Source organism: Wolbachia endosymbiont (group A) of Colletes cunicularius (assembly GCF_964264715.1).
Classification (GTDB): domain Bacteria; phylum Pseudomonadota; class Alphaproteobacteria; order Rickettsiales; family Anaplasmataceae; genus Wolbachia.
In genome coordinates this window covers 926,843-948,675 of the sequence record NZ_OZ183471.1, presented here as the reverse complement: position 1 = coordinate 948,675, position 21,833 = coordinate 926,843, and the positions used below count along the sequence as shown (strand labels likewise).

The 21,833-nt window shown below is 34.3% G+C and carries 32 protein-coding genes and 3 pseudogenes; 21 read left to right on the top strand and 14 right to left on the bottom strand.

What is annotated here, in order from left to right; all coding sequences use genetic code 11:
* Window positions 1-11 precede the first annotated feature (11 nt).
* The 3 genes and pseudogenes from ACFELZ_RS05585 to ACFELZ_RS05575 all read right to left on the bottom strand — a co-directional run.
* Complete coding sequence (locus ACFELZ_RS05585; RefSeq protein ID WP_375315781.1) at window positions 12-176, bottom strand: hypothetical protein; 165 nt, start codon at window positions 174-176, stop codon at window positions 12-14.
* Window positions 177-179: 3 nt separating this feature from the next.
* Complete coding sequence (locus ACFELZ_RS05580) at window positions 180-377, bottom strand: transposase (protein ID WP_375315805.1); 198 nt, start codon at window positions 375-377, stop codon at window positions 180-182.
* Between the two features lie 62 nt (window positions 378-439).
* A pseudogene (locus ACFELZ_RS05575) lies at window positions 440-859 on the bottom strand (transposase); the annotation flags it as partial.
* Window positions 860-978: 119 nt separating this feature from the next.
* Here ACFELZ_RS05575 and ACFELZ_RS05570 point away from each other — a divergent pair.
* From ACFELZ_RS05570 to ACFELZ_RS05560, 3 genes are read left to right on the top strand one after another with little or no spacing between them, the layout of a single operon-like run.
* Window positions 979-1,053, top strand: a complete 75-nt coding sequence (locus tag ACFELZ_RS05570) for a transposase (RefSeq protein WP_375316676.1) — start codon at window positions 979-981, stop codon at window positions 1,051-1,053.
* A gap of 3 nt (window positions 1,054-1,056) precedes the next feature.
* A complete protein-coding gene (locus ACFELZ_RS05565; RefSeq protein ID WP_375315781.1) occupies window positions 1,057-1,221 on the top strand; it encodes a hypothetical protein in 165 nt (54 codons plus the stop codon).
* The gene (locus ACFELZ_RS05560; protein WP_375316627.1) at window positions 1,164-1,622 is read left to right on the top strand and encodes a transposase; all 459 of its coding nucleotides are present in this window, start codon (window positions 1,164-1,166) and stop codon (window positions 1,620-1,622) included. The genes ACFELZ_RS05565 and ACFELZ_RS05560 overlap by 58 nt, the downstream gene beginning before the upstream one ends.
* On the opposite strand, the gene ACFELZ_RS05555 is transcribed toward ACFELZ_RS05560, so the two are convergent.
* The 5 genes and pseudogenes from ACFELZ_RS05555 to ACFELZ_RS05535 form a co-directional block, all read right to left on the bottom strand.
* Window positions 1,613-1,900 (bottom strand): ankyrin repeat domain-containing protein, encoded by a 288-nt coding sequence (locus ACFELZ_RS05555; RefSeq protein ID WP_375315875.1) that lies wholly within the window; start codon window positions 1,898-1,900, stop codon window positions 1,613-1,615. The genes ACFELZ_RS05560 and ACFELZ_RS05555 overlap by 10 nt on opposite strands.
* Window positions 1,858-2,727, bottom strand: a complete 870-nt coding sequence (locus tag ACFELZ_RS05550) for a hypothetical protein (protein WP_375315874.1) — start codon at window positions 2,725-2,727, stop codon at window positions 1,858-1,860. Before ACFELZ_RS05550 ends, ACFELZ_RS05555 begins: the two co-directional genes overlap by 43 nt.
* Before the next feature lie 57 nt (window positions 2,728-2,784).
* On the bottom strand, window positions 2,785-3,960 hold the full coding sequence (locus ACFELZ_RS05545; protein WP_375316675.1) for a multidrug effflux MFS transporter: 1,176 nt from the start codon (window positions 3,958-3,960) through the stop codon (window positions 2,785-2,787).
* 549 nt (window positions 3,961-4,509) lie between these two features.
* A pseudogene (locus tag ACFELZ_RS05540) lies at window positions 4,510-5,364 on the bottom strand (IS982 family transposase); the annotation flags it as partial.
* 149 nt (window positions 5,365-5,513) lie between these two features.
* Entirely contained in the window at window positions 5,514-5,876 is a 363-nt protein-coding gene (locus ACFELZ_RS05535; RefSeq protein WP_375315796.1) for a helix-turn-helix domain-containing protein, read from the bottom strand.
* Between the two features lie 67 nt (window positions 5,877-5,943).
* Here ACFELZ_RS05535 and ACFELZ_RS05530 point away from each other — a divergent pair.
* The 4 genes and pseudogenes from ACFELZ_RS05530 to ACFELZ_RS05515 form a co-directional block, all read left to right on the top strand.
* A pseudogene (locus tag ACFELZ_RS05530) lies at window positions 5,944-6,597 on the top strand (IS110 family transposase); the annotation flags it as partial.
* Window positions 6,598-6,658: 61 nt separating this feature from the next.
* Entirely contained in the window at window positions 6,659-6,856 is a 198-nt protein-coding gene (locus tag ACFELZ_RS05525) for a transposase (protein WP_375315805.1), read from the top strand.
* Window positions 6,857-6,859: 3 nt separating this feature from the next.
* Complete coding sequence (locus ACFELZ_RS05520) at window positions 6,860-7,024, top strand: hypothetical protein (RefSeq protein WP_375315781.1); 165 nt, start codon at window positions 6,860-6,862, stop codon at window positions 7,022-7,024.
* Window positions 6,967-7,425, top strand: a complete 459-nt coding sequence (locus ACFELZ_RS05515; protein WP_375316627.1) for a transposase — start codon at window positions 6,967-6,969, stop codon at window positions 7,423-7,425. Before ACFELZ_RS05520 ends, ACFELZ_RS05515 begins: the two co-directional genes overlap by 58 nt.
* Here ACFELZ_RS05515 and ACFELZ_RS05510 read toward each other — a convergent pair.
* Complete coding sequence (locus ACFELZ_RS05510) at window positions 7,416-7,847, bottom strand: hypothetical protein (protein WP_375315873.1); 432 nt, start codon at window positions 7,845-7,847, stop codon at window positions 7,416-7,418. The two genes, ACFELZ_RS05515 and ACFELZ_RS05510, sit on opposite strands and share 10 nt — an antisense overlap.
* Window positions 7,848-8,259: 412 nt before the next feature.
* On the opposite strand from ACFELZ_RS05510, the gene ACFELZ_RS05505 reads away from it, so the two are divergent.
* The 3 genes from ACFELZ_RS05505 (at window position 8,260) to ACFELZ_RS05495 (ending at window position 9,930) form a co-directional block, all read left to right on the top strand.
* A complete protein-coding gene (locus tag ACFELZ_RS05505; protein WP_375315872.1) occupies window positions 8,260-8,709 on the top strand; it encodes a hypothetical protein in 450 nt (149 codons plus the stop codon).
* 35 nt (window positions 8,710-8,744) lie between these two features.
* The gene (locus ACFELZ_RS05500) at window positions 8,745-9,605 is read left to right on the top strand and encodes an IS982 family transposase (RefSeq protein WP_375315786.1); all 861 of its coding nucleotides are present in this window, start codon (window positions 8,745-8,747) and stop codon (window positions 9,603-9,605) included.
* Window positions 9,606-9,804: 199 nt separating this feature from the next.
* Window positions 9,805-9,930: a hypothetical protein gene (locus tag ACFELZ_RS05495; RefSeq protein ID WP_375315871.1), complete on the top strand. Its 126-nt coding sequence runs from the start codon at window positions 9,805-9,807 to the stop codon at window positions 9,928-9,930.
* A 155-nt stretch (window positions 9,931-10,085) separates the two neighbouring features.
* Here ACFELZ_RS05495 and dcd read toward each other — a convergent pair whose 3' ends face one another.
* On the bottom strand, window positions 10,086-10,643 hold the full coding sequence (gene dcd / locus ACFELZ_RS05490; protein WP_064125494.1) for a dCTP deaminase: 558 nt from the start codon (window positions 10,641-10,643) through the stop codon (window positions 10,086-10,088).
* Window positions 10,644-10,784: 141 nt separating this feature from the next.
* Between dcd and ACFELZ_RS05485 the strand changes: the two genes are divergently transcribed.
* Window positions 10,785-11,801 (top strand): substrate-binding domain-containing protein, encoded by a 1,017-nt coding sequence (locus ACFELZ_RS05485; protein WP_375315870.1) that lies wholly within the window; start codon window positions 10,785-10,787, stop codon window positions 11,799-11,801.
* 63 nt (window positions 11,802-11,864) lie between these two features.
* On the opposite strand, the gene ACFELZ_RS05480 is transcribed toward ACFELZ_RS05485, so the two are convergent.
* Window positions 11,865-12,614, bottom strand: a complete 750-nt coding sequence (locus ACFELZ_RS05480) for a hypothetical protein (protein WP_375315869.1) — start codon at window positions 12,612-12,614, stop codon at window positions 11,865-11,867.
* Between the two features lie 48 nt (window positions 12,615-12,662).
* Here ACFELZ_RS05480 and ACFELZ_RS05475 point away from each other — a divergent pair, with 48 nt between their 5' ends.
* From ACFELZ_RS05475 to ACFELZ_RS05460, 4 genes are read left to right on the top strand one after another with little or no spacing between them, the layout of a single operon-like run.
* Window positions 12,663-13,523, top strand: coding sequence for an IS982 family transposase (locus ACFELZ_RS05475; RefSeq protein ID WP_375315868.1), 861 nt, complete (start codon window positions 12,663-12,665; stop codon window positions 13,521-13,523).
* Window positions 13,524-13,582: 59 nt separating this feature from the next.
* Window positions 13,583-13,780 carry a transposase gene (locus ACFELZ_RS05470; RefSeq protein ID WP_375315805.1) on the top strand — a complete coding sequence of 66 codons (198 nt, stop codon included), beginning with the start codon at window positions 13,583-13,585 and terminating at the stop codon, window positions 13,778-13,780.
* A 3-nt stretch (window positions 13,781-13,783) separates the two neighbouring features.
* A complete protein-coding gene (locus ACFELZ_RS05465; protein ID WP_375315781.1) occupies window positions 13,784-13,948 on the top strand; it encodes a hypothetical protein in 165 nt (54 codons plus the stop codon).
* Window positions 13,891-14,346: a transposase gene (locus ACFELZ_RS05460; RefSeq protein ID WP_375316674.1), complete on the top strand. Its 456-nt coding sequence runs from the start codon at window positions 13,891-13,893 to the stop codon at window positions 14,344-14,346. Before ACFELZ_RS05465 ends, ACFELZ_RS05460 begins: the two co-directional genes overlap by 58 nt.
* Here ACFELZ_RS05460 and ACFELZ_RS05455 read toward each other — a convergent pair.
* Window positions 14,321-14,512, bottom strand: a complete 192-nt coding sequence (locus ACFELZ_RS05455) for a hypothetical protein (protein WP_375315867.1) — start codon at window positions 14,510-14,512, stop codon at window positions 14,321-14,323. The two genes, ACFELZ_RS05460 and ACFELZ_RS05455, sit on opposite strands and share 26 nt — an antisense overlap.
* Before the next feature lie 146 nt (window positions 14,513-14,658).
* Here ACFELZ_RS05455 and ACFELZ_RS05450 point away from each other — a divergent pair, with 146 nt between their 5' ends.
* On the top strand, window positions 14,659-16,119 hold the full coding sequence (locus tag ACFELZ_RS05450) for a TrkH family potassium uptake protein (RefSeq protein ID WP_375315866.1): 1,461 nt from the start codon (window positions 14,659-14,661) through the stop codon (window positions 16,117-16,119).
* A 27-nt stretch (window positions 16,120-16,146) separates the two neighbouring features.
* On the opposite strand, the gene mgtE is transcribed toward ACFELZ_RS05450, so the two are convergent.
* Window positions 16,147-17,517: a magnesium transporter gene (gene mgtE, locus ACFELZ_RS05445; RefSeq protein WP_375315865.1), complete on the bottom strand. Its 1,371-nt coding sequence runs from the start codon at window positions 17,515-17,517 to the stop codon at window positions 16,147-16,149.
* 154 nt (window positions 17,518-17,671) lie between these two features.
* Between mgtE and prfB the strand changes: the two genes are divergently transcribed.
* From prfB to ACFELZ_RS05420, 5 genes are all read left to right on the top strand, one after another.
* A protein-coding gene (gene prfB, locus ACFELZ_RS05440) for a peptide chain release factor 2 (protein WP_375315864.1) occupies window positions 17,672-18,776 on the top strand; the annotation gives its coding sequence in 2 pieces (ribosomal slippage) (window positions 17,672-17,746 and window positions 17,748-18,776; 1,104 coding nt in all).
* Between the two features lie 70 nt (window positions 18,777-18,846).
* Window positions 18,847-19,644, top strand: coding sequence for an ankyrin repeat domain-containing protein (locus ACFELZ_RS05435; RefSeq protein ID WP_375315863.1), 798 nt, complete (start codon window positions 18,847-18,849; stop codon window positions 19,642-19,644).
* Window positions 19,645-19,681: 37 nt separating this feature from the next.
* Window positions 19,682-19,879: a transposase gene (locus ACFELZ_RS05430; protein ID WP_375315805.1), complete on the top strand. Its 198-nt coding sequence runs from the start codon at window positions 19,682-19,684 to the stop codon at window positions 19,877-19,879.
* 3 nt (window positions 19,880-19,882) lie between these two features.
* On the top strand, window positions 19,883-20,047 hold the full coding sequence (locus ACFELZ_RS05425; protein WP_375315781.1) for a hypothetical protein: 165 nt from the start codon (window positions 19,883-19,885) through the stop codon (window positions 20,045-20,047).
* On the top strand, window positions 19,990-20,391 hold the full coding sequence (locus ACFELZ_RS05420; protein ID WP_375316673.1) for a transposase: 402 nt from the start codon (window positions 19,990-19,992) through the stop codon (window positions 20,389-20,391). The genes ACFELZ_RS05425 and ACFELZ_RS05420 overlap by 58 nt, the downstream gene beginning before the upstream one ends.
* Here the strand turns inward: ACFELZ_RS05420 and ACFELZ_RS05415 are convergent.
* Window positions 20,368-21,696: an IS4 family transposase gene (locus ACFELZ_RS05415; protein WP_375315862.1), complete on the bottom strand. Its 1,329-nt coding sequence runs from the start codon at window positions 21,694-21,696 to the stop codon at window positions 20,368-20,370. The genes ACFELZ_RS05420 and ACFELZ_RS05415 overlap by 24 nt on opposite strands.
* Window positions 21,697-21,833 lie beyond the last annotated feature (137 nt).

Here is a 21,833-nt window from a genome sequence, read left to right as displayed (position 1 = left end):
CTTTCTACCCTTTACTTTCTTGCCAGCATCATATCCTCTGGATCCCCTTTTTGAGTAGTTTTTACTGATTGGCTATCTATTATTCCCACTGATGGAGTTTCATTCTTACCAATTATCTCTCTTACTTTTTTAACTAGAAAATCATGAATCTCTTGCCATATTCCACTTTTTTTCAATCGCTAATTACAACTATACACTGTTTTCCATGGTGGAAAATCTTTAGGCAGTTGTCTCCATTGACATCCTGTTCTCATCATATAGCGGATTGCGTTAATAATTGTTCTAATACTATGTTTTCTTGGTCTACCGGTCTTTTTAGGTTCAAAATATAGCTCTATTATCTTCCATTCTTTGTCACTTATATCGCTTGGGTACATTTAAAATATATCTTATAACACACTTCTTAACTCCTTTCTACTTAGTTTGAAGACAGGCTCTAAGTGCTCTTGCTTAATTTTGCAATTCCAGCAAAAACTTTGTTTTTGGATATTCTTTTTGCATGACAAACTGCAATGGGAGTTGTGTCTATATATGAAATTCCAGTGTTTTCTGACTGTCCACAAAGCCAATGCAACAACATTGCTAAATGCCACAAAACCCTAGGCTTTAGAGCAACAAACCTGGTATATGAAGGTAACTTTGGAAACTCTGATTTGTAGAGCAACGTTAGGTAATGTAGATAGAAAGTTTTACACGGAGATTGTTGATATAGCAGGATTATTGTCATGATTTCGGAGTGCTCAATTTCCGTTGTTCTTGTGGGGTTTTTACCATTTGGCAGTAGTTTATCTGCAAAATTTTTCTCTATATCTCTGCAAAAATCATCGACCAAACAAAACAGTTTTGTTATATCTTCCATGGGTAACCTCATCTATTTTTTTATCACTGCTGAGTTTACCCTGTTTTCTTGCCTTTTCTATTCTCCTTTAATCCAGAATTCACGTTATTAGAACAATTATTAACGCAATCCGCTATGTGATGAGAACAGGATGTCAATGGAGACAACTGCCTAAAGATTTTCCACCATGGAAAACAGTGTATAGTTGTAATTAGCGATTGAAAAAAAGTGGAATATGGCAAGAGATTCATGATTTTCTAGTTAAAAAAGTAAGAGAGATAATTGGTAAGAATGAAACTCCATCAGTGGGAATAATAGATAGCCAATCAGTAAAAACTACTCAAAAAGGGGATCCAGAGGATATGATGCTGGCAAGAAAGTAAAGGGTAGAAAGCGCCACATCGTTGTAGATACTGTAGGTCTTGTAATTGCTGCTGAAGTACAAAGTGCAAGCATTCAGGATCTTGATGGTGCACTAAATCTTTTTGTTCAAGCCAAATGCAAAGCTCCAACATTACATAAGTTTTTTGCTGATCAAGGATACACAGGTAAATTGCAAAACCTCTGCTTATTGGAAACTGGATGTTTATTGACGATTACCAAGAAAATAGTTGATACAGGATTTCAGGTTATTCCCAAACGTTGGATTGTTGAGAGAACCTTTGCTTGGCTCTCCAATTTTAGACGTATGAGTAAGGATTATGAGCATTCTCCTCTCACTTCAAAAAATAACATCTTCTTTAATATGATCACTATTATGCTTCACAAATTAGCTCATTCTTGAGTTTGAAGATAGGCTCTTAGAACGTCTACTATTTCTTTGTTGTTATTTTGAGCAGCCAAATGTAAAGGAGTCCTACCACGATTATCTGCTATATCAACCTTCGCCTCTTTATTTAATAGCATTTCCACCATAGCTCCTCTGCCATATTTTGCAGCTAAATGTAAAGGAGTCTTGCCATTTGCGTTTACTGCATTAATACTATCATCATTATAAATGTGCAAGTTAAACATATATTTCATAACAGCTTCTTTGTTCTCATAAACATATGAATGTAACAAATTCCCCCTACATCATCTTTAACAAATGCTTCTTTTATCGGTTCATTGTAAATATCGTCGGATCTGTTAGTGTAGGATACATCAGTAAAATTCTTTACATTGTTTTCACCGATATCAGCCTTTATCTCTATATAACCTTTGTTATTTTCAGCAAAATCTTTTCCTAATGATTGGTAATGATCAATAATTTTCTTTTCTATTGATTGATGAGATTCTTTGATATCTTCTATAATCTGACTTATTTCTGTTTGTGAAAAGCTAAAAACTTCAGTGTTGTTAAGGAAAGATTTCTCATCATCCGAAGAGCCAAAGAGTGGAGGGTATACACGATAATTAAAGTCTTTATATTTAAATGTAAGTGGTCCAGTTCCTATGAAATTTATTTTATAATCTCCCTCAAGTTGTGATAAGAGATTATTCCATTTATCTTGGTTAAACTGATTGATATCAAGCCATGAGTAAACTAATACTTTATCTTGAACGTCTCCAAATCTTACATGAATACTGTTCTTCCAGTACGTCTCTTTACTGGATTTTATTTCTCTTTTTTTGAACTTGTCAATATCAAGCTTTCCAATATCAAAAACACCGATCCACACACTACTGATATTATTGTCAGTGTGTTCCGAGAAGATTTTTCTAACCTGATCAATATTGTTAGCTAATCTCGTTCTTTCACCCCCATTTAGATAGCAATGAGAGTTTATAAAAATGTTAGTTAGTTTATCTTGGTAATCATGGTTTAATATTTGGCTATCAGAAAAATATTTACTTTTATCATAGGGTATTTCTTTTTCTGTAATACTTACAATTAAATTATCACTCATCCCACACCTCCTGTAAAATTATATTATCACGGCAAAGCCGTTAATAATCTATGACCTTTATGTTCCTGGATCACGCAAATAATGCCCGTGTTTTTCAGTATATTTGAGCAGGCTGTACATAAGAATCGCAATTGTAGAGCATATTATTGTTAATAGTAAATTTGGTAAAATGCCATAGCGAAAAAATTTTCCTACTATATATATTCCAATAGCCCCAAACATCATATTGCAGAATGAGAGGACTGCACTACCAAGCCCTATACCTTTGATCGTTTCTAAAGCAGAAGTTACGTTATTGCTGATTACTAATGCAAGCCCAATATTGGCTGGAATCCAGGCAACTTGAAGAATTAATATATTTAACTTGTCCGCGAAATAAAAATATACCAATAAACTATCGGATATTATCGGTAACACCAAACCTATTATTAGCATTTTGCTCACCCCTACTTTTGGTACATACCTTCTATTAATTAAAGTTCCAACTATGTAAAATATGACTATGATCGATATGAGGTAGCCAAAATACTGTACTTCAATGCCCATTGATTCAAATATGAACGGGTAGTTAGCAACATATGCCCAAAGCCACATGAAAGTTAATCCATGAATGGCTGAAAACCCAAGGAAACGATAATTTATAAATATTGATATGTATTGCTTACAGATATTAGTAGTTATACTGGTTTCATTTTTATTCACAGTGAGTGTTTCTTGTAACTTAAAGTAAATAAAAATAAGCATAGCAATTGCCACAAGTGATATAATAAAAAACAAAAATTTCCAACTATACCCATGTGAAATTATATAACTGCCCACCACTGGAGCTATTCCAGGTGAGAGTGCCACTACCATATTTAACTTTGAAATTACTCTCGAGTATTCACTACCCGAGTACATATCCCTTATTGCTGCATACCCAACAACACCTGCAACACCAGCCCCTGTCCCTTGTATGAAGCGAATTAGTATCAAGAGCGCAATACTGTCGGCTATATAACACATGACACTTGCCAAAGTAAAAATTGTCATACCAATCAGCATCATTGGACGCCTACCATAATGGTCCGATAATGGACCATAAATTAATCCAGATACCGCAAATCCAACTAGATTCAAGCTAATTGTAAGCTGCACTATACTGCCTTCTACTTTAAAATAATTGGCAATGCTTGGTAGTGCAACTGAGTACAAATCAGTTGCCATATCGACAATTGCTACAGACAATATCATAATAAGAGAGATGATATTTTGCGAAAGAGCTGTTTTCACTTAATGATTTACTGGATTAAATATACTTGATTATAATATATTTTTTTCATTAGTATAAGTACAATGTTACATAGTAAACGATGTCATTCGAGTAGCGGACACTGGAATCTTAAGCTAAAATCATGAAAAGCCTGAATTTCAATGTCTTATCTTCAATTATTCAGGTTTAAGTTTAAATACTGAGCATCAATTGTTCAGGACCTTTGCTTCCGTGTTATCCAATGAATCACCGTAAGTGACCGCTTTAAGGAAAAACTTTTTCCCCCTTTGCACTTCGAAAGATATTATTGAATCATCAAGTAGAACAAATTTTTCACCTGCGGTGTGCTGATACTCTTTGGTGCCCTCTTGCCCTCTAATTAGGTTGCTAAGCTTATATTTATTTTTATCTATAAGTTCAGCACTCTGGAATTTCACTATCTCTTTTCCGATTAATGCTGAATTTGAATCGATAATTCCTAACAGCTTACCAAAACGTAATACTATTACAAACGCGAATTCTGGATTAAGGAGGAAGAAAGTATAGGAAATAGAAGGCTTTGTGGATTTGATGGAATAGGAAATGAGAGTAGAAAAGATATGAACCAAAAAATTAACAGGGGATCTATGGCGAGTGTGTTCAATTTCTAGTCTATTTTTTAGGTAACCAAAAACAGTCTCAATGATAGACCTTTTTCTCAGTAAAATCTTCTCATTTAACGAAATCAATGTATTTTTCATACCTTTTTTCACCTTGGTAACAAGTTTCAAACCTCGGTCAAACAGCTTCTGAAAAAGCTCTTTTGCAATATAACCTTTGTCACCAAACAAAAGACCGATTAATTTTTCCGTCAGATTTGGCACAGGTATCCTATCATCAACATTGCCTTTTGTTAGCGTAAGTGCATGAATTTCAACATTTTCATTGATTACCATATGTAATTTGAAACCAAAAAACCAGCCGTAAGTGCTCTTGCTTAATTTTGCAATTCCAGCAAAAACTTTGTTTTTGGATATTCTTTTTGCATGACAAACTGCAATGGGAGTTGTGTCTATATATGAAATTCCAGTGTTTTCTGACTGTCCACAAAGCCAATGCAACAACATTGCTAAATGCCACAAAACCCTAGGCTTTAGAGCAACAAACCTGGTATATGAAGGTAACTTTGGAAACTCTGATTTGTAGAGCAACGTTAGGTAATGTAGATAGAAAGTTTTACACGGAGATTGTTGATATAGCAGGATTATTGTCATGATTTCGGAGTGCTCAATTTCCGTTGTTCTTGTGGGGTTTTTACCATTTGGCAGTAGTTTATCTGCAAAATTTTTCTCTATATCTCTGCAAAAATCATCGACCAAACAAAACAGTTTTGTTATATCTTCCATGGGTAACCTCATCTATTTTTTTATCACTGCTGAGTTTACCCTGTTTTCTTGCCTTTTCTATTCTCCTTTAATCCAGAATTCACGTTATGAATATCAAGTTTTCTTTTTCTATTCCTTCTATTTTTTTTATGAACTCCTTGCGTTTCTCTTCATTCCTTTCCTGATAAAGAAAAGTTTTTTTTATATGTATAGTTTACTTTTTTAAGATAATTGTAGACTGTGCCTTTGCACATGTTGCCAAATTTTTCAATTATTTTTTCAACCGTAATATCTCGGTTTTCATCCAGAAATTTGACAAAGCCATCTAAGTATTTAATTTTATGACTATGTCCCTTTTGGTAGCCTGAAGACGGTTTTATACTTCCTGTTTCTTCTCTTCTTTTCCTCCACCAGTATATAGTTTTTCTATCAATTTTGAACATCTTGCTTACTTCTTCCATAGTCATTTTTTTCTCGTCAACCACTTTTAAAACTCGTTCCCTCAGGTCCTCACTATATGGCTTTGCCATCATTCTACCTTAATTAAAGCAGTATTATACCTTTTTACACTCCTTTGAGGAAACCTTATTTCGGTTAGCTATAGAACAGGAAAAACCAGAGTATATTAAAAAACTTCGCTTACAGGATTTAGATAATTTTATTAAAGATCTTCGAGAAACAGATGAAGTAGCTTTTGAGGCAACAGGTAATAGCTGTTTCTTCTATGATGAAGTGTCACCTTACGTTAAGCGCGTTGTAATAGTTGCTCCCTTGCAGTTTGAAGGTATTCGTCGTTCTGTAAACAAAACAGATAAGCATGATGCAAGAGCTATTGCTTTTTTTCTTAGTAAAGATATGTTGCCTGAAGCAAAACTTAAAAGCAGAAAATGCCAACAATTAGCTTCTCTTCTAAAAACAAGAGATCAGTTAGTAAAGTCAAGGGTATCTTTAATCAATAAAACGCATGGCCTTTTTAATTACCACGGAATAAAGATTAAAAAGGAAGTACTGACAACCAAAGCGGGACTTGAACGCTCTCTTGGTAAACATGATTGGAGTTACTTGGAAAAGGTTGAGATTGAAGTGATTAGCAGTAATCTGGAAGTCATTCGAGAAAGTCTCAAAAAACTTGAAAAGGAAATTATAGCTTTTGCTAAACAGCTTCCTGGATTTAATAATCTCATCAGCATTAAAGGCATTGGTGCAATTTCTGCAGCTGTCTTCGTTGCAACAATTGGTGATATTAATGATTTTAGAGCCTGTCTTCAAACTAAGTAGAAAGGAGTTAAGAAGTGTGTTATAAGATATATTTTAAATGTACCCAAGCGATATAAGTGACAAAGAATGGAAGATAATAGAGCTATATTTTGAACCTAAAAAGACCGGTAGACCAAGAAAACATAGTATTAGAACAATTATTAACGCAATCCGCTATATGATGAGAACAGGATGTCAATGGAGACAACTGCCTAAAGATTTTCCACCATGGAAAACAGTGTATAGTTGTAATTAGCGATTGAAAAAAAGTGGAATATGGCAAGAGATTCATGATTTTCTAGTTAAAAAAGTAAGAGAGATAATTGGTAAGAATGAAACTCCATCAGTGGGAATAATAGATAGCCAATCAGTAAAAACTACTCAAAAAGGGGATCCAGAGGATATGATGCTGGCAAGAAAGTAAAGGGTAGAAAGCGCCACATCGTTGTAGATACTGTAGGTCTTGTAATTGCTGCTGAAGTACAAAGTGCAAGCATTCAGGATCTTGATGGTGCACTAAATCTTTTTGTTCAAGCCAAATGCAAAGCTCCAACATTACATAAGTTTTTTGCTGATCAAGGATACACAGGTAAATTGCAAAACCTCTGCTTATTGGAAACTGGATGTTTATTGACGATTACCAAGAAAATAGTTGATACAGGATTTCAGGTTATTCCCAAACGTTGGATTGTTGAGAGAACCTTTGCTTGGCTCTCCAATTTTAGACGTATGAGTAAGGATTATGAGCATTCTCCTCTCACTTCAAAAAATAACATCTTCTTTAATATGATCACTATTATGCTTCACAAATTAGCTCATTCTTGAGTTTGAAGACAGGCTCTAAGTGATGTTGTATCTGCCCAGATTCTGTTTAATTTTTCTACTTTCCCCTTGCAGATTGCAATTGCAAGCGTTGCATAGTAATTATACTCAACATTCATACCTCTTCCAATTTTGCTTTTGGTGGTTATCGCCTCTTCTTTTATTGGCTGTGAACAAATAATGTTCCCTGCAATGCGAGCAGTGCCATAGATAATTGGTATCGTCCTTCCATAGGTTGAGGTTTGAACTTGCAGATTTTTTAGTCTCGCACCATGCGTTACTTTCTGCTCAGCATCAAGGCTAAACATCGCACCATCAAGCTGCGCACCAAGAAGAGCACCGAGTTCTGAGCCGATAATCCGGCCAATTGGACCAAAAATGCTGCCTGCTTGACCAAAAATTGATGATAAAATTATTGTGGACATGATAATCCTCCTTTTGATAGATTTTTTTGAAATTGTTGAGAAAGATCCAAGTGTCTGAGCACTGGGATGACAGATGCTATGATAATAAATTCAACAGCTTACAATGAATAGTTGAAGTTTTTAATTAAGAAAAGCACATGATGTAGCTATAATTATTGTAAGCAACAATGAAAAAGTGCGGAAGTAGAAATTTGAGTTGACAAAATAAGAAAAAATATAGTATATTAAAAATATTGATACTAACTTAAACTAATTATGCCAGCAGTAGTAAATACACCAGACAACATACAAAGACCGTCAAACAAAAGAAATTCTGCTAGCTCCTGTAAGGTGGCTAATCATAGGTTTATATGTAGTACTTTATAGAATATTTGCTATTTCTCTCCTGGTGTTTTTCTTAATCGACGAGGTATTGAGTAAGCTATATCTTTTTGCAGGAGGCAAAATGCCGGAATGGTTAGAGCAAAGAACTGAAGCATTTATGGAGGCAGCACGTATCCCACAAACAACGCATGATACTAATGTAAATGATGCAATTAATATTAACGTTCAAAAGCTAAAAGGAAACTATGGCGAGCCTGATGTTGATGATAAGTTTATAGAGGAAATAGAAGGATTTATTGATCAGTTAGAGTGCATAGCAAATGGCACACAAAAAGCTGCAGATAAAGATCAACTTACAGAAGATGAGAAAAAACATGCACTTGAGTGCTTGAAGCGTATAAAAAATAACCCTGGTACACATAGTGGAAGCGGGTTAACATTGAAGCAAGTTTTAAATTTAGTTTGGAAGGCTTGCAACGATCAAACTAACGTGAATTCTGGATTAAAGGAGAATAGAAAAGGCAAGAAAACAGGGTAAACTCAGCAGTGATAAAAAAATAGATGAGGTTACCCATGGAAGATATAACAAAACTGTTTTGTTTGGTCGATGATTTTTGCAGAGATATAGAGAAAAATTTTGCAGATAAACTACTGCCAAATGGTAAAAACCCCACAAGAACAACGGAAATTGAGCACTCCGAAATCATGACAATAATCCTGCTATATCAACAATCTCCGTGTAAAACTTTCTATCTACATTACCTAACGTTGCTCTACAAATCAGAGTTTCCAAAGTTACCTTCATATACCAGGTTTGTTGCTCTAAAGCCTAGGGTTTTGTGGCATTTAGCAATGTTGTTGCATTGGCTTTGTGGACAGTCAGAAAACACTGGAATTTCATATATAGACACAACTCCCATTGCAGTTTGTCATGCAAAAAGAATATCCAAAAACAAAGTTTTTGCTGGAATTGCAAAATTAAGCAAGAGCACTTACGGCTGGTTTTTTGGTTTCAAATTACATATGGTAATCAATGAAAATGTTGAAATTCATGCACTTACGCTAACAAAAGGCAATGTTGATGATAGGATACCTGTGCCAAATCTGACGGAAAAATTAATCGGTCTTTTGTTTGGTGACAAAGGTTATATTGCAAAAGAGCTTTTTCAGAAGCTGTTTGACCGAGGTTTGAAACTTGTTACCAAGGTGAAAAAAGGTATGAAAAATACATTGATTTCGTTAAATGAGAAGATTTTACTGAGAAAAAGGTCTATCATTGAGACTGTTTTTGGTTACCTAAAAAATAGACTAGAAATTGAACACACTCGCCATAGATCCCCTGTTAATTTTTTGGTTCATATCTTTTCTACTCTCATTTCCTATTCCATCAAATCCACAAAACCTTCTATTTCCTATACTTTCTTCCTTCCTTAATCCAGAATTCGCGTAAACTAGAGCAAATAATATAGCTATTAATACCCGCATATCACAGAGAAAATATCAACTGGTTAGACATTTAGTAGAATCGCAAACAGAATACGGAGTGCATGGTGGTCGTAGTTCAAGTGCATGTTTTACTGGCACCTTTAACAGTATTGTCTCTTCCTTGTACATTTTTGAAGAGTTTTCCTTCTTGCAAAAAGCAGATAAGAATACTATAAAGCAGGAATTTGTAAATGAGCTGCAAAAAAAGGGAGAAGAACTATTTAATCAGCTTCCCAATGATAAAGAAAAAAAAAAGAAGTTGCAGAAGCTTTAAGTAATCCTTCTACAGAATTCTTTTTAAACTATGTCGAGTCATTTAAAGACCACTCTGCACGTGCAGTTTTAGGTGATCAAGAATCCGACAAATTAGTTAAAACTCATCTTAGTAATCTTCAGTACAATAGCACAATCTTGCTTTACCTAAAGTAATCACTTTACCAGCGGCAAAGTGATACCATGCTGATTCATATATTTTCCTTTCATATCATCATATGATTTTTCACACTCACTTTCGCCGCTTAAAAATACGAATTGGCATGCGCCTTCATTAGCGTAAATTTTTGCAGGAAGTGGAGTGGTGTTTGAGAATTCGAGTGTGACATGACCTTCCCATCCAGGTTCTAAGGGAGTAACGTTTACTATAATTCCACACCTTGCGTAAGTTGATTTACCAACACAAATGACCAGTACATTTCTTGGTATACGAAAATATTCCACTGTGCTTGCAAGCACAAAGCTATTTGGTGGAATTATGCATACGTCTGTTTCCTTATCTATGAAACTATTCTCAGAGAAATTTTTAGGGTCCACGATGGCTGAATTAACGTTAGTAAAAATTTTAAATTTATTATCCACTCTTGCATCATACCCATAAGACGATAGTCCGAAAGATATAACACCTTTGCTGCTTTTGTGATCCACAAAAGGCTCTATCATTCCAAAATTTTCAGCTTTTTCTCTTATCCATTTATCTGGCATAACTGCCATAATTGCCCCTTAAAGTTGTGTAATACTTACAATAATATAAAATAAAATTTAAATGTAAACTGTAGCTTTTGTCATGCAATTAAAGCTTTTCAGTTTGATTTTTTATTACAATAATTAGATTTATGTTCTTAACTAAAAATAATGCTTAGAAACTTTTTCCTGATTTTTGTATTCGTATTATTCACGCCGCTGTCAAATGCTGATGCCAGGAAATACATCAGAATTGTTGGATCTTCAACCGTTTTTCCTTTTATCTCATTTGTAGCCGAGGAGTTCAATCGTGTATTCTCTTTTAAGACTCCAGTTGTGGAATCGATAGGAAGTGGATCAGGGTTCAAAATGTTTTGCTCAGGAATAGGGGAAGACACGCCAGACATCACCACTTCATCTCGCCCTATGAAGGAAGTAGAAAGAGAACTATGTAAAAGGAATAAAATTAATGAAGTGATAGAGATCATCATTGGCTATGATGGAATTGTCATTGCAAATTCAAATCAAAGCCATAGATTTGATTTCACAAAGAAGGACTTATTTGAAACTTTATCTGCATATTCTCAAGAAAATGATAAATTAGTAAAAAATAATAAGAAGTTTTGGTCTGATGTAAATCAAGCCTTACCAAAAACAGAAATTGAAATTTATGGTCCACATCAAAATACAGGCACATACGAAACTTTGGTTAATTCTATTATGTTCAATCAATATTCATGCATGAACTCGAGAATTTTCAAAGAGAATTATAAAGATCAGGAAGAAAGAAAGAAAGCATGTGGTAATATAAGGGATGACGGAAGGTATATAGAAGTTGGAATTAATGAAAACATAATAATACAAAAATTGAAAAGTAACAAGAACGCTTTAGGGATATTTAGTTTTAACTTTTTAATGAGGAATCAAGATAAAATACAAGGGAGCACAATTGCAGGAATTGAGCCAACTTACGAAAATATATCATCGGGAAAATATATATTAGCAAGACCTCTATACCTTTATATAAAGAAAGAACACCTGGATACTGTTGATGGATTAAGAGAATTCATAAAAGAAATTATAGATTCGATCGGCATTGAAGATGGGTATCTATCTAGGCTTGGTCTAATTCCACTTTCAAGTGAAGACATAAAGAAAGCTTCAGCAAAGGTTTATGATATAACGTGACGGCAACACTTCTTTTATATTCTTTGTTCTAGCGTCCCAGCGCGGCGCGCTGGGATGACATTATTAACGTTGTACTTCTGTAAACGTTCTTTCTACACTTGGATCTTCTAAAACCTTAGCAATACCAGCACCCATTAATATAACTGCTGCCAAAACTGCTAAAGCCAGTGCAACTGCAGGATACGCTAGCACATAGGCTGCAACAGCACCAGCTACGCATAGTCCAGTAACACCTAGAGCAATCTTCCCTTTGTGTTTACTCCAGATAGAAGCAGTAAGCAAACTTTCTTGCTTTGCTAGCTCAAGCGCTTGTTTATCTTCTTCCTCAAGAATATGGTCATTAAGTTTTATGTCTCTTTGCCGTCTATAATCCTTAACTTCTTGAATAAAGTCTTCAAGCCATCCCTCACCAGCCATACCAGCATGCACTTCTTGTTGCTCTTCAAGAGAATCTATTATATAGTTATCTCCTGTACCTTGACCTTCTTCATTAGTTATGCAACTTTCAAGCCAGAAGTCACGAACATCAGGGGAAGCTTTATCCCAAAGAAGTTTAGTGATCTCTTTTATCTTTTCCACATCTTCTTGGTTCAATTCTTTACTATATTTAACTTTCAGAGGATAAACTAAAAAGGCATCTACTCTTCCATTATTCCAATATACCTCTCGCTCTAAAACCCTTGCTGCATCTTCACCACAATTCTCTAATGCTGCTTTAACTTGATTAACATCAAGACTTATTATTGCTTCTTGTAAGTTGGAACCAAGACCCATTAACGTGAATTCTGGATTAAAGGAGAATAGAAAAGGCAAGAAAACAGGGTAAACTCAGCAGTGATAAAAAAATAGATGAGGTTACCCATGGAAGATATAACAAAACTGTTTTGTTTGGTCGATGATTTTTGCAGAGATATAGAGAAAAATTTTGCAGATAAACTACTGCCAAATGGTAAAAACCCCACAAGAACAACGGAAATTGAGCACTCCGAAATCATGACAATAATCCTGCTATATCAACAATCTCCGTGTAAAACTTTCTATCTACATTACCTAACGTTGCTCTACAAATCAGAGTTTCCAAAGTTACCTTCATATACCAGGTTTGTTGCTCTAAAGCCTAGGGTTTTGTGGCATTTAGCAATGTTGTTGCATTGGCTTTGTGGACAGTCAGAAAACACTGGAATTTCATATATAGACACAACTCCCATTGCAGTTTGTCATGCAAAAAGAATATCCAAAAACAAAGTTTTTGCTGGAATTGCAAAATTAAGCAAGAGCACTTACGGCTGGTTTTTTGGTTTCAAATTACATATGGTAATCAATGAAAATGTTGAAATTCATGCACTTACGCTAACAAAAGGCAATGTTGATGATAGGATACCTGTGCCAAATCTGACGGAAAAATTAATCGGTCTTTTGTTTGGTGACAAAGGTTATATTGCAAAAGAGCTTTTTCAGAAGCTGTTTGACCGAGGTTTGAAACTTGTTACCAAGGTGAAAAAAGGTATGAAAAATACATTGATTTCGTTAAATGAGAAGATTTTACTGAGAAAAAGGTCTATCATTGAGACTGTTTTTGGTTACCTAAAAAATAGACTAGAAATTGAACACACTCGCCATAGATCCCCTGTTAATTTTTTGGTTCATATCTTTTCTACTCTCATTTCCTATTCCATCAAATCCACAAAGCCTTCTATTCCCTATACTTTCTTCCTTCCTTAGAGCCTGTCTTCAAACTAAGTAGAAAGGAGTTAAGAAGTGTGTTATAAGATATATTTTAAATGTACCCAAGCGATATAAGTGACAAAGAATGGAAGATAATAGAGCTATATTTTGAACCTAAAAAGACCGGCAGACCAAGAAAACATAGTATTAGAACAATTATTAACGCAATCCGCTATATGATGAGAACAGGATGTCAATGGAGACAACTGCCTAAAGATTTTCCACCATGGAAAACAGTGTATAGTTGTAATTAGCGATTGAAAAAAAGTGGAATATGGCAAGAGATTCATGATTTTCTAGTTAAAAAAGTAAGAGAGATAATTGGTAAGAATGAAACTCCATCAGTGGGAATAATAGATAGCCAATCAGTAAAAACTACTCAAAAAGGGGATCCAGAGGATATGATGCTGGCAAGAAAGTAAAGGGTAGAAAGCGCCACATCGTTGTAGATACTGTAGGTCTTGTAATTGCTGCTGAAGTACAAAGTGCAAGCATTCAGGATCGTGATGGTGCACTAAATCTTTTTGTTCAAGCCAAATGCAAAGCTCCAACATTACATAAGTTTTTTGCTGATCAAGGATACACAGGTAAATTGCAAAACCTCTGCTTATTGGAAACTGGATGTTTATTGACGATTACCAAGAAAATAGTTGATACAGGATTTCAGGTTATTCCCAAACGTTGGATTGTTGAGAGAACCTTTGCTTGGCTCTCCAATTTTAGACGTATGAGTAAGGATTATGAGCATTCTCTTCTCACTTCAAAAAACAACATCTTCTTTAATATGATCACTATTATGCTTCACAAATTAGCTCATTAATGGTACCTTTGTCACTAGTCAAAGTCCCCTCGTGGCTCAAAACTGCTTGTATATCATTATGTTCATTATTGTTGAATATGTCCTGGACTTTTTGAGATTTGTCATCACAGACTGCCTGTCTTAATGAACCTAGAATTTCTTCTTGTGCATCAGTTAATTCAACCATATCTTACCTCTAATTTATAAACAATTTAATTGTCACACATATTTACGGGTAAGTCAAGTATATTGTTAATAACTGTTAATAAAGGCCAACAAAATGCTTGACGTTAGAATAGCTTTTATGGCTTTGTATAGCGAGGAAATAACTCTATGAAAAATCATCAACGTTTACAAACTTTACGTTCAATTGTATTTATTGTGGGAATATTCCTATTGTTATTTAGCTTAGCAATGCTTATTCCTGCTATTACTAATAAATGTCTCAGCTACGAATGGAAAAATTTTCTCGCTGGATTCATAATTACCTGCACATCTGGCGTAACTTTTATTTTGTTCGGTAAATTAAGTAGATTACATGGCATGCCGGCAATTTTTGCGATTACTAGCTGCACCTGGATTGCCTTGTCTTTGTTTGCAGCTATTCCTTTCTATTTTGATAATCTGAGCTATGTTGATGCATTATTTGAAGCGATATCTGGCTTTACAACCACAGGGGCAACTATATTTGATGATATTGAAAAACAATCTCCAGGAATACTGCTGTGGAGGACAATGCTACATGGCATAGGTGGTTTTGGCGTAATCACTTTAGGAATTGCAGTTTTTCCTATGCTTAAGATTCTCAGCCTAAATAATTTACTTTACTCTGAATATTCAGATGCCACCAAAAGGAAGTTGCCGAATACGCGAAGCGTAGTGATTCACGTTACAGCAATATATTATAGCCTAATTTTATTATGCGTATTTTCCTATTATCTAGCTGGTATGCCACTGTTTGATGCAATATGTCACGGAATGTCCGCTGTATCAACTGGTGGATTTGCTAACTATAATGATTCTATAGGGCACTATAATAACCCTATGTTAGAAGTCATAACGATCATTTTTATGATTTTGGGTTCTCTACCTTTTCTTAGCTATTTAAAAATTATAAGACGGTTAGACATTTGCTATGATGAACAGGTCTCTTACTTTGTTAAGATAGCTATTGTTTCATCTTTATTTGCTTGTTTTTGGTTGTATAAAAATGTTGATTTAGGAATGTCATTATCATTTAGATGCAGCACATTTACCATCAACTCCTTGATTACGTCAACTGGTTATGCAATCTGTGATCATATAGATTGGAGCTTCATTTCAGTCTTAGCTTTTTTTCTAACCTTTGTTGGTGGATGTAGTGGTTCTTCAAGTGGTGGCATTAAAATCTTTCGTTTGATCATTTTTCTAAGGTCTATAGAAAATCACTTTCGCCTTTTATTAAACCTTAATGCAGACGATAGAGTAAAATTCAATGGAAAAACCCTGGAGAATGATGAAGTTCACTCTGTCTTTATATTTTTTGCAATTTTCATGTTAACGTTTACCATTTCATCAATAGTGATGTCTTACTTAAGCAATGCAGACTTTATAACTAGCATCAGCTCAGTCTCTGCAACGCTTACAAATTCTGGCCCGGGATTTAGTAATTTAATAGGCCCTTCAGGTAACTATTCTTCTTTCAGTAATGAAGTAAAATTATTTTTGTCGTTTTTGATGCTGCTTGGTAGACTTGAAATATTGCCAATCTATTTTTGTATAGGTAATTTATTCTTATTTAATAGAAAGAAATAGTTGGTAAAGTTGTGAAACTTGATATTGTCAACTGTTTAATAAAAAGATCGTAGCTAAACCAAGAAATATAAGAGCTGAGAGAATATCAGTTGTTGCCGATGTTAGGATTGAAGAAGAAACGGCAGGGTCAGACTTTAAACGGTGAAGCATTATAGGAATGAAAGTTCCGATGAACGTTGCAATAATTGACATCATAATCATGGAGACCACAAAAATCATCTCCACTTTGAAATCGTGAAATCTTATTGCTAATACTACGAGTGAAATGGTAGATAAAATTACCCCGTTTATAAGACCTATTAAAAATTCTTTCATCAGTACTCTTTTTGCATTTTGCTCAGTTAGATATTTTGTTGCGATTGCCCGGATGGTTAGCGTTACTGTTTGGGATCCTGCATTTCCGCTCATTGATGCAATTATCGGCATGATTATTGGCAGTACTATAAAACTTTTTATTACATCATCGAAAAAGCCAACTACTATGGAACACATTGTTGCAGCTAAGAGGTTAAACAGTAACCAAGGTAGCCTTTTAATTATAGTTTTATGTATAGGGGCATTTATATCAGCTTTAGAAGATACACCGCTTATTTTGAGTACATCCTCTTCTGTTTCTTGTTGAACAACTTTTATCACATCTTCAATTAAGATCACACCAATAATTTTACCATTCTTATTTACTACCGGAGCCGATAATAGAGAGTAATCTTTAAATATTCTTGCTACTTCCTCTTGGTCTACTCCAGTTTTAATGATTTTTATGTCATGATCCATTATCTCTTTTATTATTGTGTCTCCTGAGTGAGATATTACCTTATTTAAATTAACACTGCCTATAGGCTCTAATTTTGAGTTGATAATGAATATCTGGTGAAATCTTTCTGGTATTTTTTTATAGTTGCGCAAGAATTCCATTAGCTGATTTATCGTCCAATAATATGGAGCTATAACCATATTTTTATGTATCAACCTTCCTGCACTTTCTTCTGGGTATGATAACAATTCCTCTACTAATTTTTGAGTTGCATTGGGTAAGTAGTTAAGTATGTTTTCTATAGACTTTCTATCCAAATCTTTCACTATGGTTACTATATCTTCTACATCAAGGAGCATTAGTAACTTTGCTGTATTTTCTATTCCCAATGTTTCTATGATCTCTCTTTGTAAATCTGGCACTACATGCACTAGGGCATCACTTAACAAATGTTGATCGAGGATATTAACTAATTTCTCCCTGTGATCACTGATTGAAGTAGATAAAAAATAAGCTAACTGAACGCTATCTATCGTTTTTACAATATTACGAACATTTTCTAGCTCCTCGTTATCAAGTGACTCTATTAAGTCATCAATAGCCTTTTTGTCTAAACCATAATGAGAACTTATTTTAATATTCATTACTTTACCTTGTTTTTTAATAAATATACACACTTGATTTCCTTAAACATTAAAGTATAATGAAATTATTTTGAATTAACTATCATATGGTTAAATTTCTATTTTGTTTGCTGTTATTGTTAGTAATAGTAAATATATTAAAATCTAAAGTATAATGAAAACTTATTCAGAAATTTTCGAATACTTTCAAGGCTTAAATAAAAGTATTTCTCTTATCAGGAGGTGTCTTTGACATAGAAAAATTAAAGTTGCGTCTTGAAGAGCTGGACTCCCAAGCGTCGAATGATAATCTGTGGCAAGATAACCAAAAAGCACAAGAAATTTTAAAAGAACGTTCTAAAATTAAGAATGACGTAGAGTTGTTTTTAAAGCTGGAAAGCGATTACAATGATGCCATTAGCTTAATGAAGTCTGCTATTGATGAGAATGATGAAGAATTTTTCTCTGAAGTTGAAAGTGAGTTAGCTAAGCTAGAGAAATTAATCAAACTTAAAGAGACAGAATCCTTATTTACTGGTGAAGCAGATAACAATAACTGCTTTTTAGAAATCCACTCAGGAGCTGGTGGAACAGAGAGCAATGATTGGGCTGAAATGCTGATGCGCATGTATACAAGATGGGCAGAAATTTATCACAACTTTAAAGTTGAAGTTGTAGAAAAATTAGAAGGAGAGTCGGTTGGTATAAAGTCTGCAATGATAAAAATCGTTGGAGAAAAAGCTTACGGGTGGGCAAAAAGTGAAAGTGGAATTCACAGGCTGGTTAGAATATCGCCGTTTGATGCAAATGGTAAACGTCATACCAGTTTTGCAAGTGTAGGAGTAACTCCAGTGATAGAAGATTCAATTGATATTGCTGTGGATGAAAGGGATCTAAAAATCGACACCTACCATGCTTCCGGAGCAGGTGGTCAGCACGTGAACAAGACTGAAAGTGCGGTACGCATTACGCATATTCCAACTGGTGTTGTAGTTCAATGCCAAAATGGTCGTTCTCAACACAGAAATAAAGATGAGGCGTTAAAATTACTTAAAGGACGTTTATACCAAATTGAACTGGAAAAGAAAGAACAAAAGATGGCTGAAGAATATGGTAAAAAATGTGATATAGGCTGGGGTAATCAGATCAGATCGTACGTTATGCATCCGTATCAAATGGTGAAGGATTTAAGAACTGGACATGAAGTGGGTAATATAAATTCTGTTTTTGATGGTAATATAGACTGTTTCATAGTTAGTGTGCTTACTAATCAAAATTAGGTAGGGTTGACTTTTTTGTCGTAATATATGATAATTAAAATATTGTTAAAGTAGGAGTAAAGTTATGGCGATGGAATATGAGCAATGGAAAGAAATATTAAGTACAGTTAATGAAGAAGGGAATTTAAGTAAGGACAATATAATTGAGAAAATTAGAGAGAAATTGTCACGATATTTAGATGAATATAAAGAGTGGGATGAGGCTAGTTTTAATGTAAATCACCTGTTTCACGCTGTTGATAAGCCCGATAATCCATTTCTTCGGGAGAAGGATAAGTGTACATTATTACATTTAGCTGCTCGTAATAACCTAGAAAATATAACGGAAGCTCTACTGGGAGTAGAGGGAGTTGATATTAATGCAATAGATGAACCATCTGCATGGACTCCTTTGCACTGGGCTGCTCGGTTTAACAGCGAAAAAGTAATAGATATTCTACTGAAGGCAGAAAAAATAAATGTCAGTGCAGAAAGTTGCAGAAAATGTACTCCTTTGCATATAGCTGCTCACTATGGCAGTGAGAAAGCAATAGATGCTCTGTTAAAAGCAAAAGACATTGATGTTAATGTAAAAAATCAAGATGATGAGACCCCTTTACATTGTGCTGCTCAATTTTGCAATGAAGGGGCAATAAGTGCTCTATTGAGAGCAAAAGACATTGACATTAATGCAATAGATAAAGATAAACATACTCCTTTACATTTGGCTGTTGAAAAGAGCCATATTGGTGTGGTAAATAATCTATTAGAAGTAGGAGCAGACGTTAATGTAGAAGATGAAAATGGAAAGACTCCTTTGCACACGGCTGTTCAATTTGGCTGTAGAGAGGGAATAAAAGTTCTAAGAGCCTGTCTTCAAACTAAGTAGAAAGGAGTTAAGAAGTGTGTTATAAGATATATTTTAAATGTACCCAAGCGATATAAGTGACAAAGAATGGAAGATAATAGAGCTATATTTTGAACCTAAAAAGACCGGTAGACCAAGAAAACATAGTATTAGAACAATTATTAACGCAATCCGCTATATGATGAGAACAGGATGTCAATGGAGACAACTGCCTAAAGATTTTCCACCATGGAAAACAGTGTATAGTTGTAATTAGCGATTGAAAAAAAGTGGAATATGGCAAGAGATTCATGATTTTCTAGTTAAAAAAGTAAGAGAGATAATTGGTAAGAATGAAACTCCATCAGTGGGAATAATAGATAGCCAATCAGTAAAAACTACTCAAAAAGGGGATCCAGAGGATATGATGCTGGCAAGAAAGTAAAGGGTAGAAAGCGCCACATCGTTGTAGATACTGTAGGTCTTGTAATTGCTGCTGAAGTACAAAGTGCAAGCATTCAGGATCTTGATGGTGCACTAAATCTTTTTGTTCAAGCCAAATGCAAAGCTCCAACATTACATAAGTTTTTTGCTGATCAAGGATACACAGGTAAATTGCAAAACCTCTGCTTATTGGAAACTGGATGTTTATTGACGATTACCAAGAAAATAGTTGATACAGGATTTCAGGTTATTCCCAAACGTTGGATTGTTGAGAGAACCTTTGCTTGGCTCGGGAATATTCAAAAAAGCATACGCGTCAAATTAAGGAAAAATGAGCAAATTTAGTGCACTCAAAGTTGATATTCTTGTTTTTCTATATTTGTCTTTTAAGGAGAATTTTGACCAGGTTGAGATGAGTTTTTTGAGGAAAATTTGTACTTTACTGACTACACAATTTAATGTTAAGAATAGCTCTCTAACTCGCCTTTTAAGCTCAATAAATGCCTTTGTTAAACTAAGTTCTGTGCCCTTTTTTAGTTCTGTACAACCAACTATTCCATGAAATATAAGAATTGCACACAATTTAGCATATAATTCACATAATACCCTATATGGTTTTCCTTTTAGTTTATCAAGTCCTATATGGCTCTTATATAATTTAAATAATAATTCAATTTGCCATCTTACTCGGTAAATTGTTAATACTTGTTCAGCACTAATTTTACTTTTTGGAACATTAGTTATAAATATTGACCAATTCAATAACTTTTGATTCCTTTTGGAAGATGTATATCCATGTGATTTTGCTAATCTATTAGCCTTCCTTCTCCTGGCTATAGACTGTTCTTCAGTTAGCTTTTGACATATAATTCTTACTCTAATCTTTGCTTCTTTTCCCAATAATACCTCAGTTTCTAAAAATAGCTTACCCTCTAAACATTCCAGTAACTCCATTTTTTGATTTGTTTCTATATCATATATATTGGTATCAGATTTATAACGACTAATAAAATAAGCTCCTATTTCCTTAATCTGTTTAAAAGAACTTGGCACAAAATAACCAAGATCAGATATTAGCAAATCGTTACTTGATATATTACTCAAATGTTTCCTATACCCTTGATCTGACCTTATTCCCTCCGTTATATTTAATTGATCAAATGTCTGATTTAAGTAGTCGAAAACTAATTGCAACTTTATCCCGGACTTGGTATTACTTTCATAGCCGCTGTAGCTGGTACCATATCCTTTATACATATTCTCCATACTGTTAGGCAGGCTAATATAGCTACTATCCAATAACTTAACGCTTTTAAATTGCTGCAAGATTCTACAATCAATTTGCAGGGTATTTTTAAATAAAGCCATAGATTCATTATACATCCTTTTCATAAATTCCACTGCCTCTTCAGTAAACCTCAAATCTAGACTCTGTTTTGTTATTATTACAGATGCTTCGTTTAATAATTGGCACATTGTATCTATGCTGCAGTTTGCAACTCCTATATTACCCAAAATTATAGCTTTTATGAATGATGAACCACTCAATTTTCTCTTCCTTTTTATAAATCCTGTTTCAATTGATACTTCATTTGCTCTTTCATTGAAAAATTTGTTTAGGTAATTTGATAAGCAAGTTATTTTATTCATCATTAGTTCTCTCACTAAAATATATCCGAGAGAACTTATATCTTCTTATCCTATCTTCTTCATACCTTTATTTTCTTAACTTGACGCGTATGGTTTATTTAACCATACGCGTCAAGTTAAGGCCCAATATAGCACCA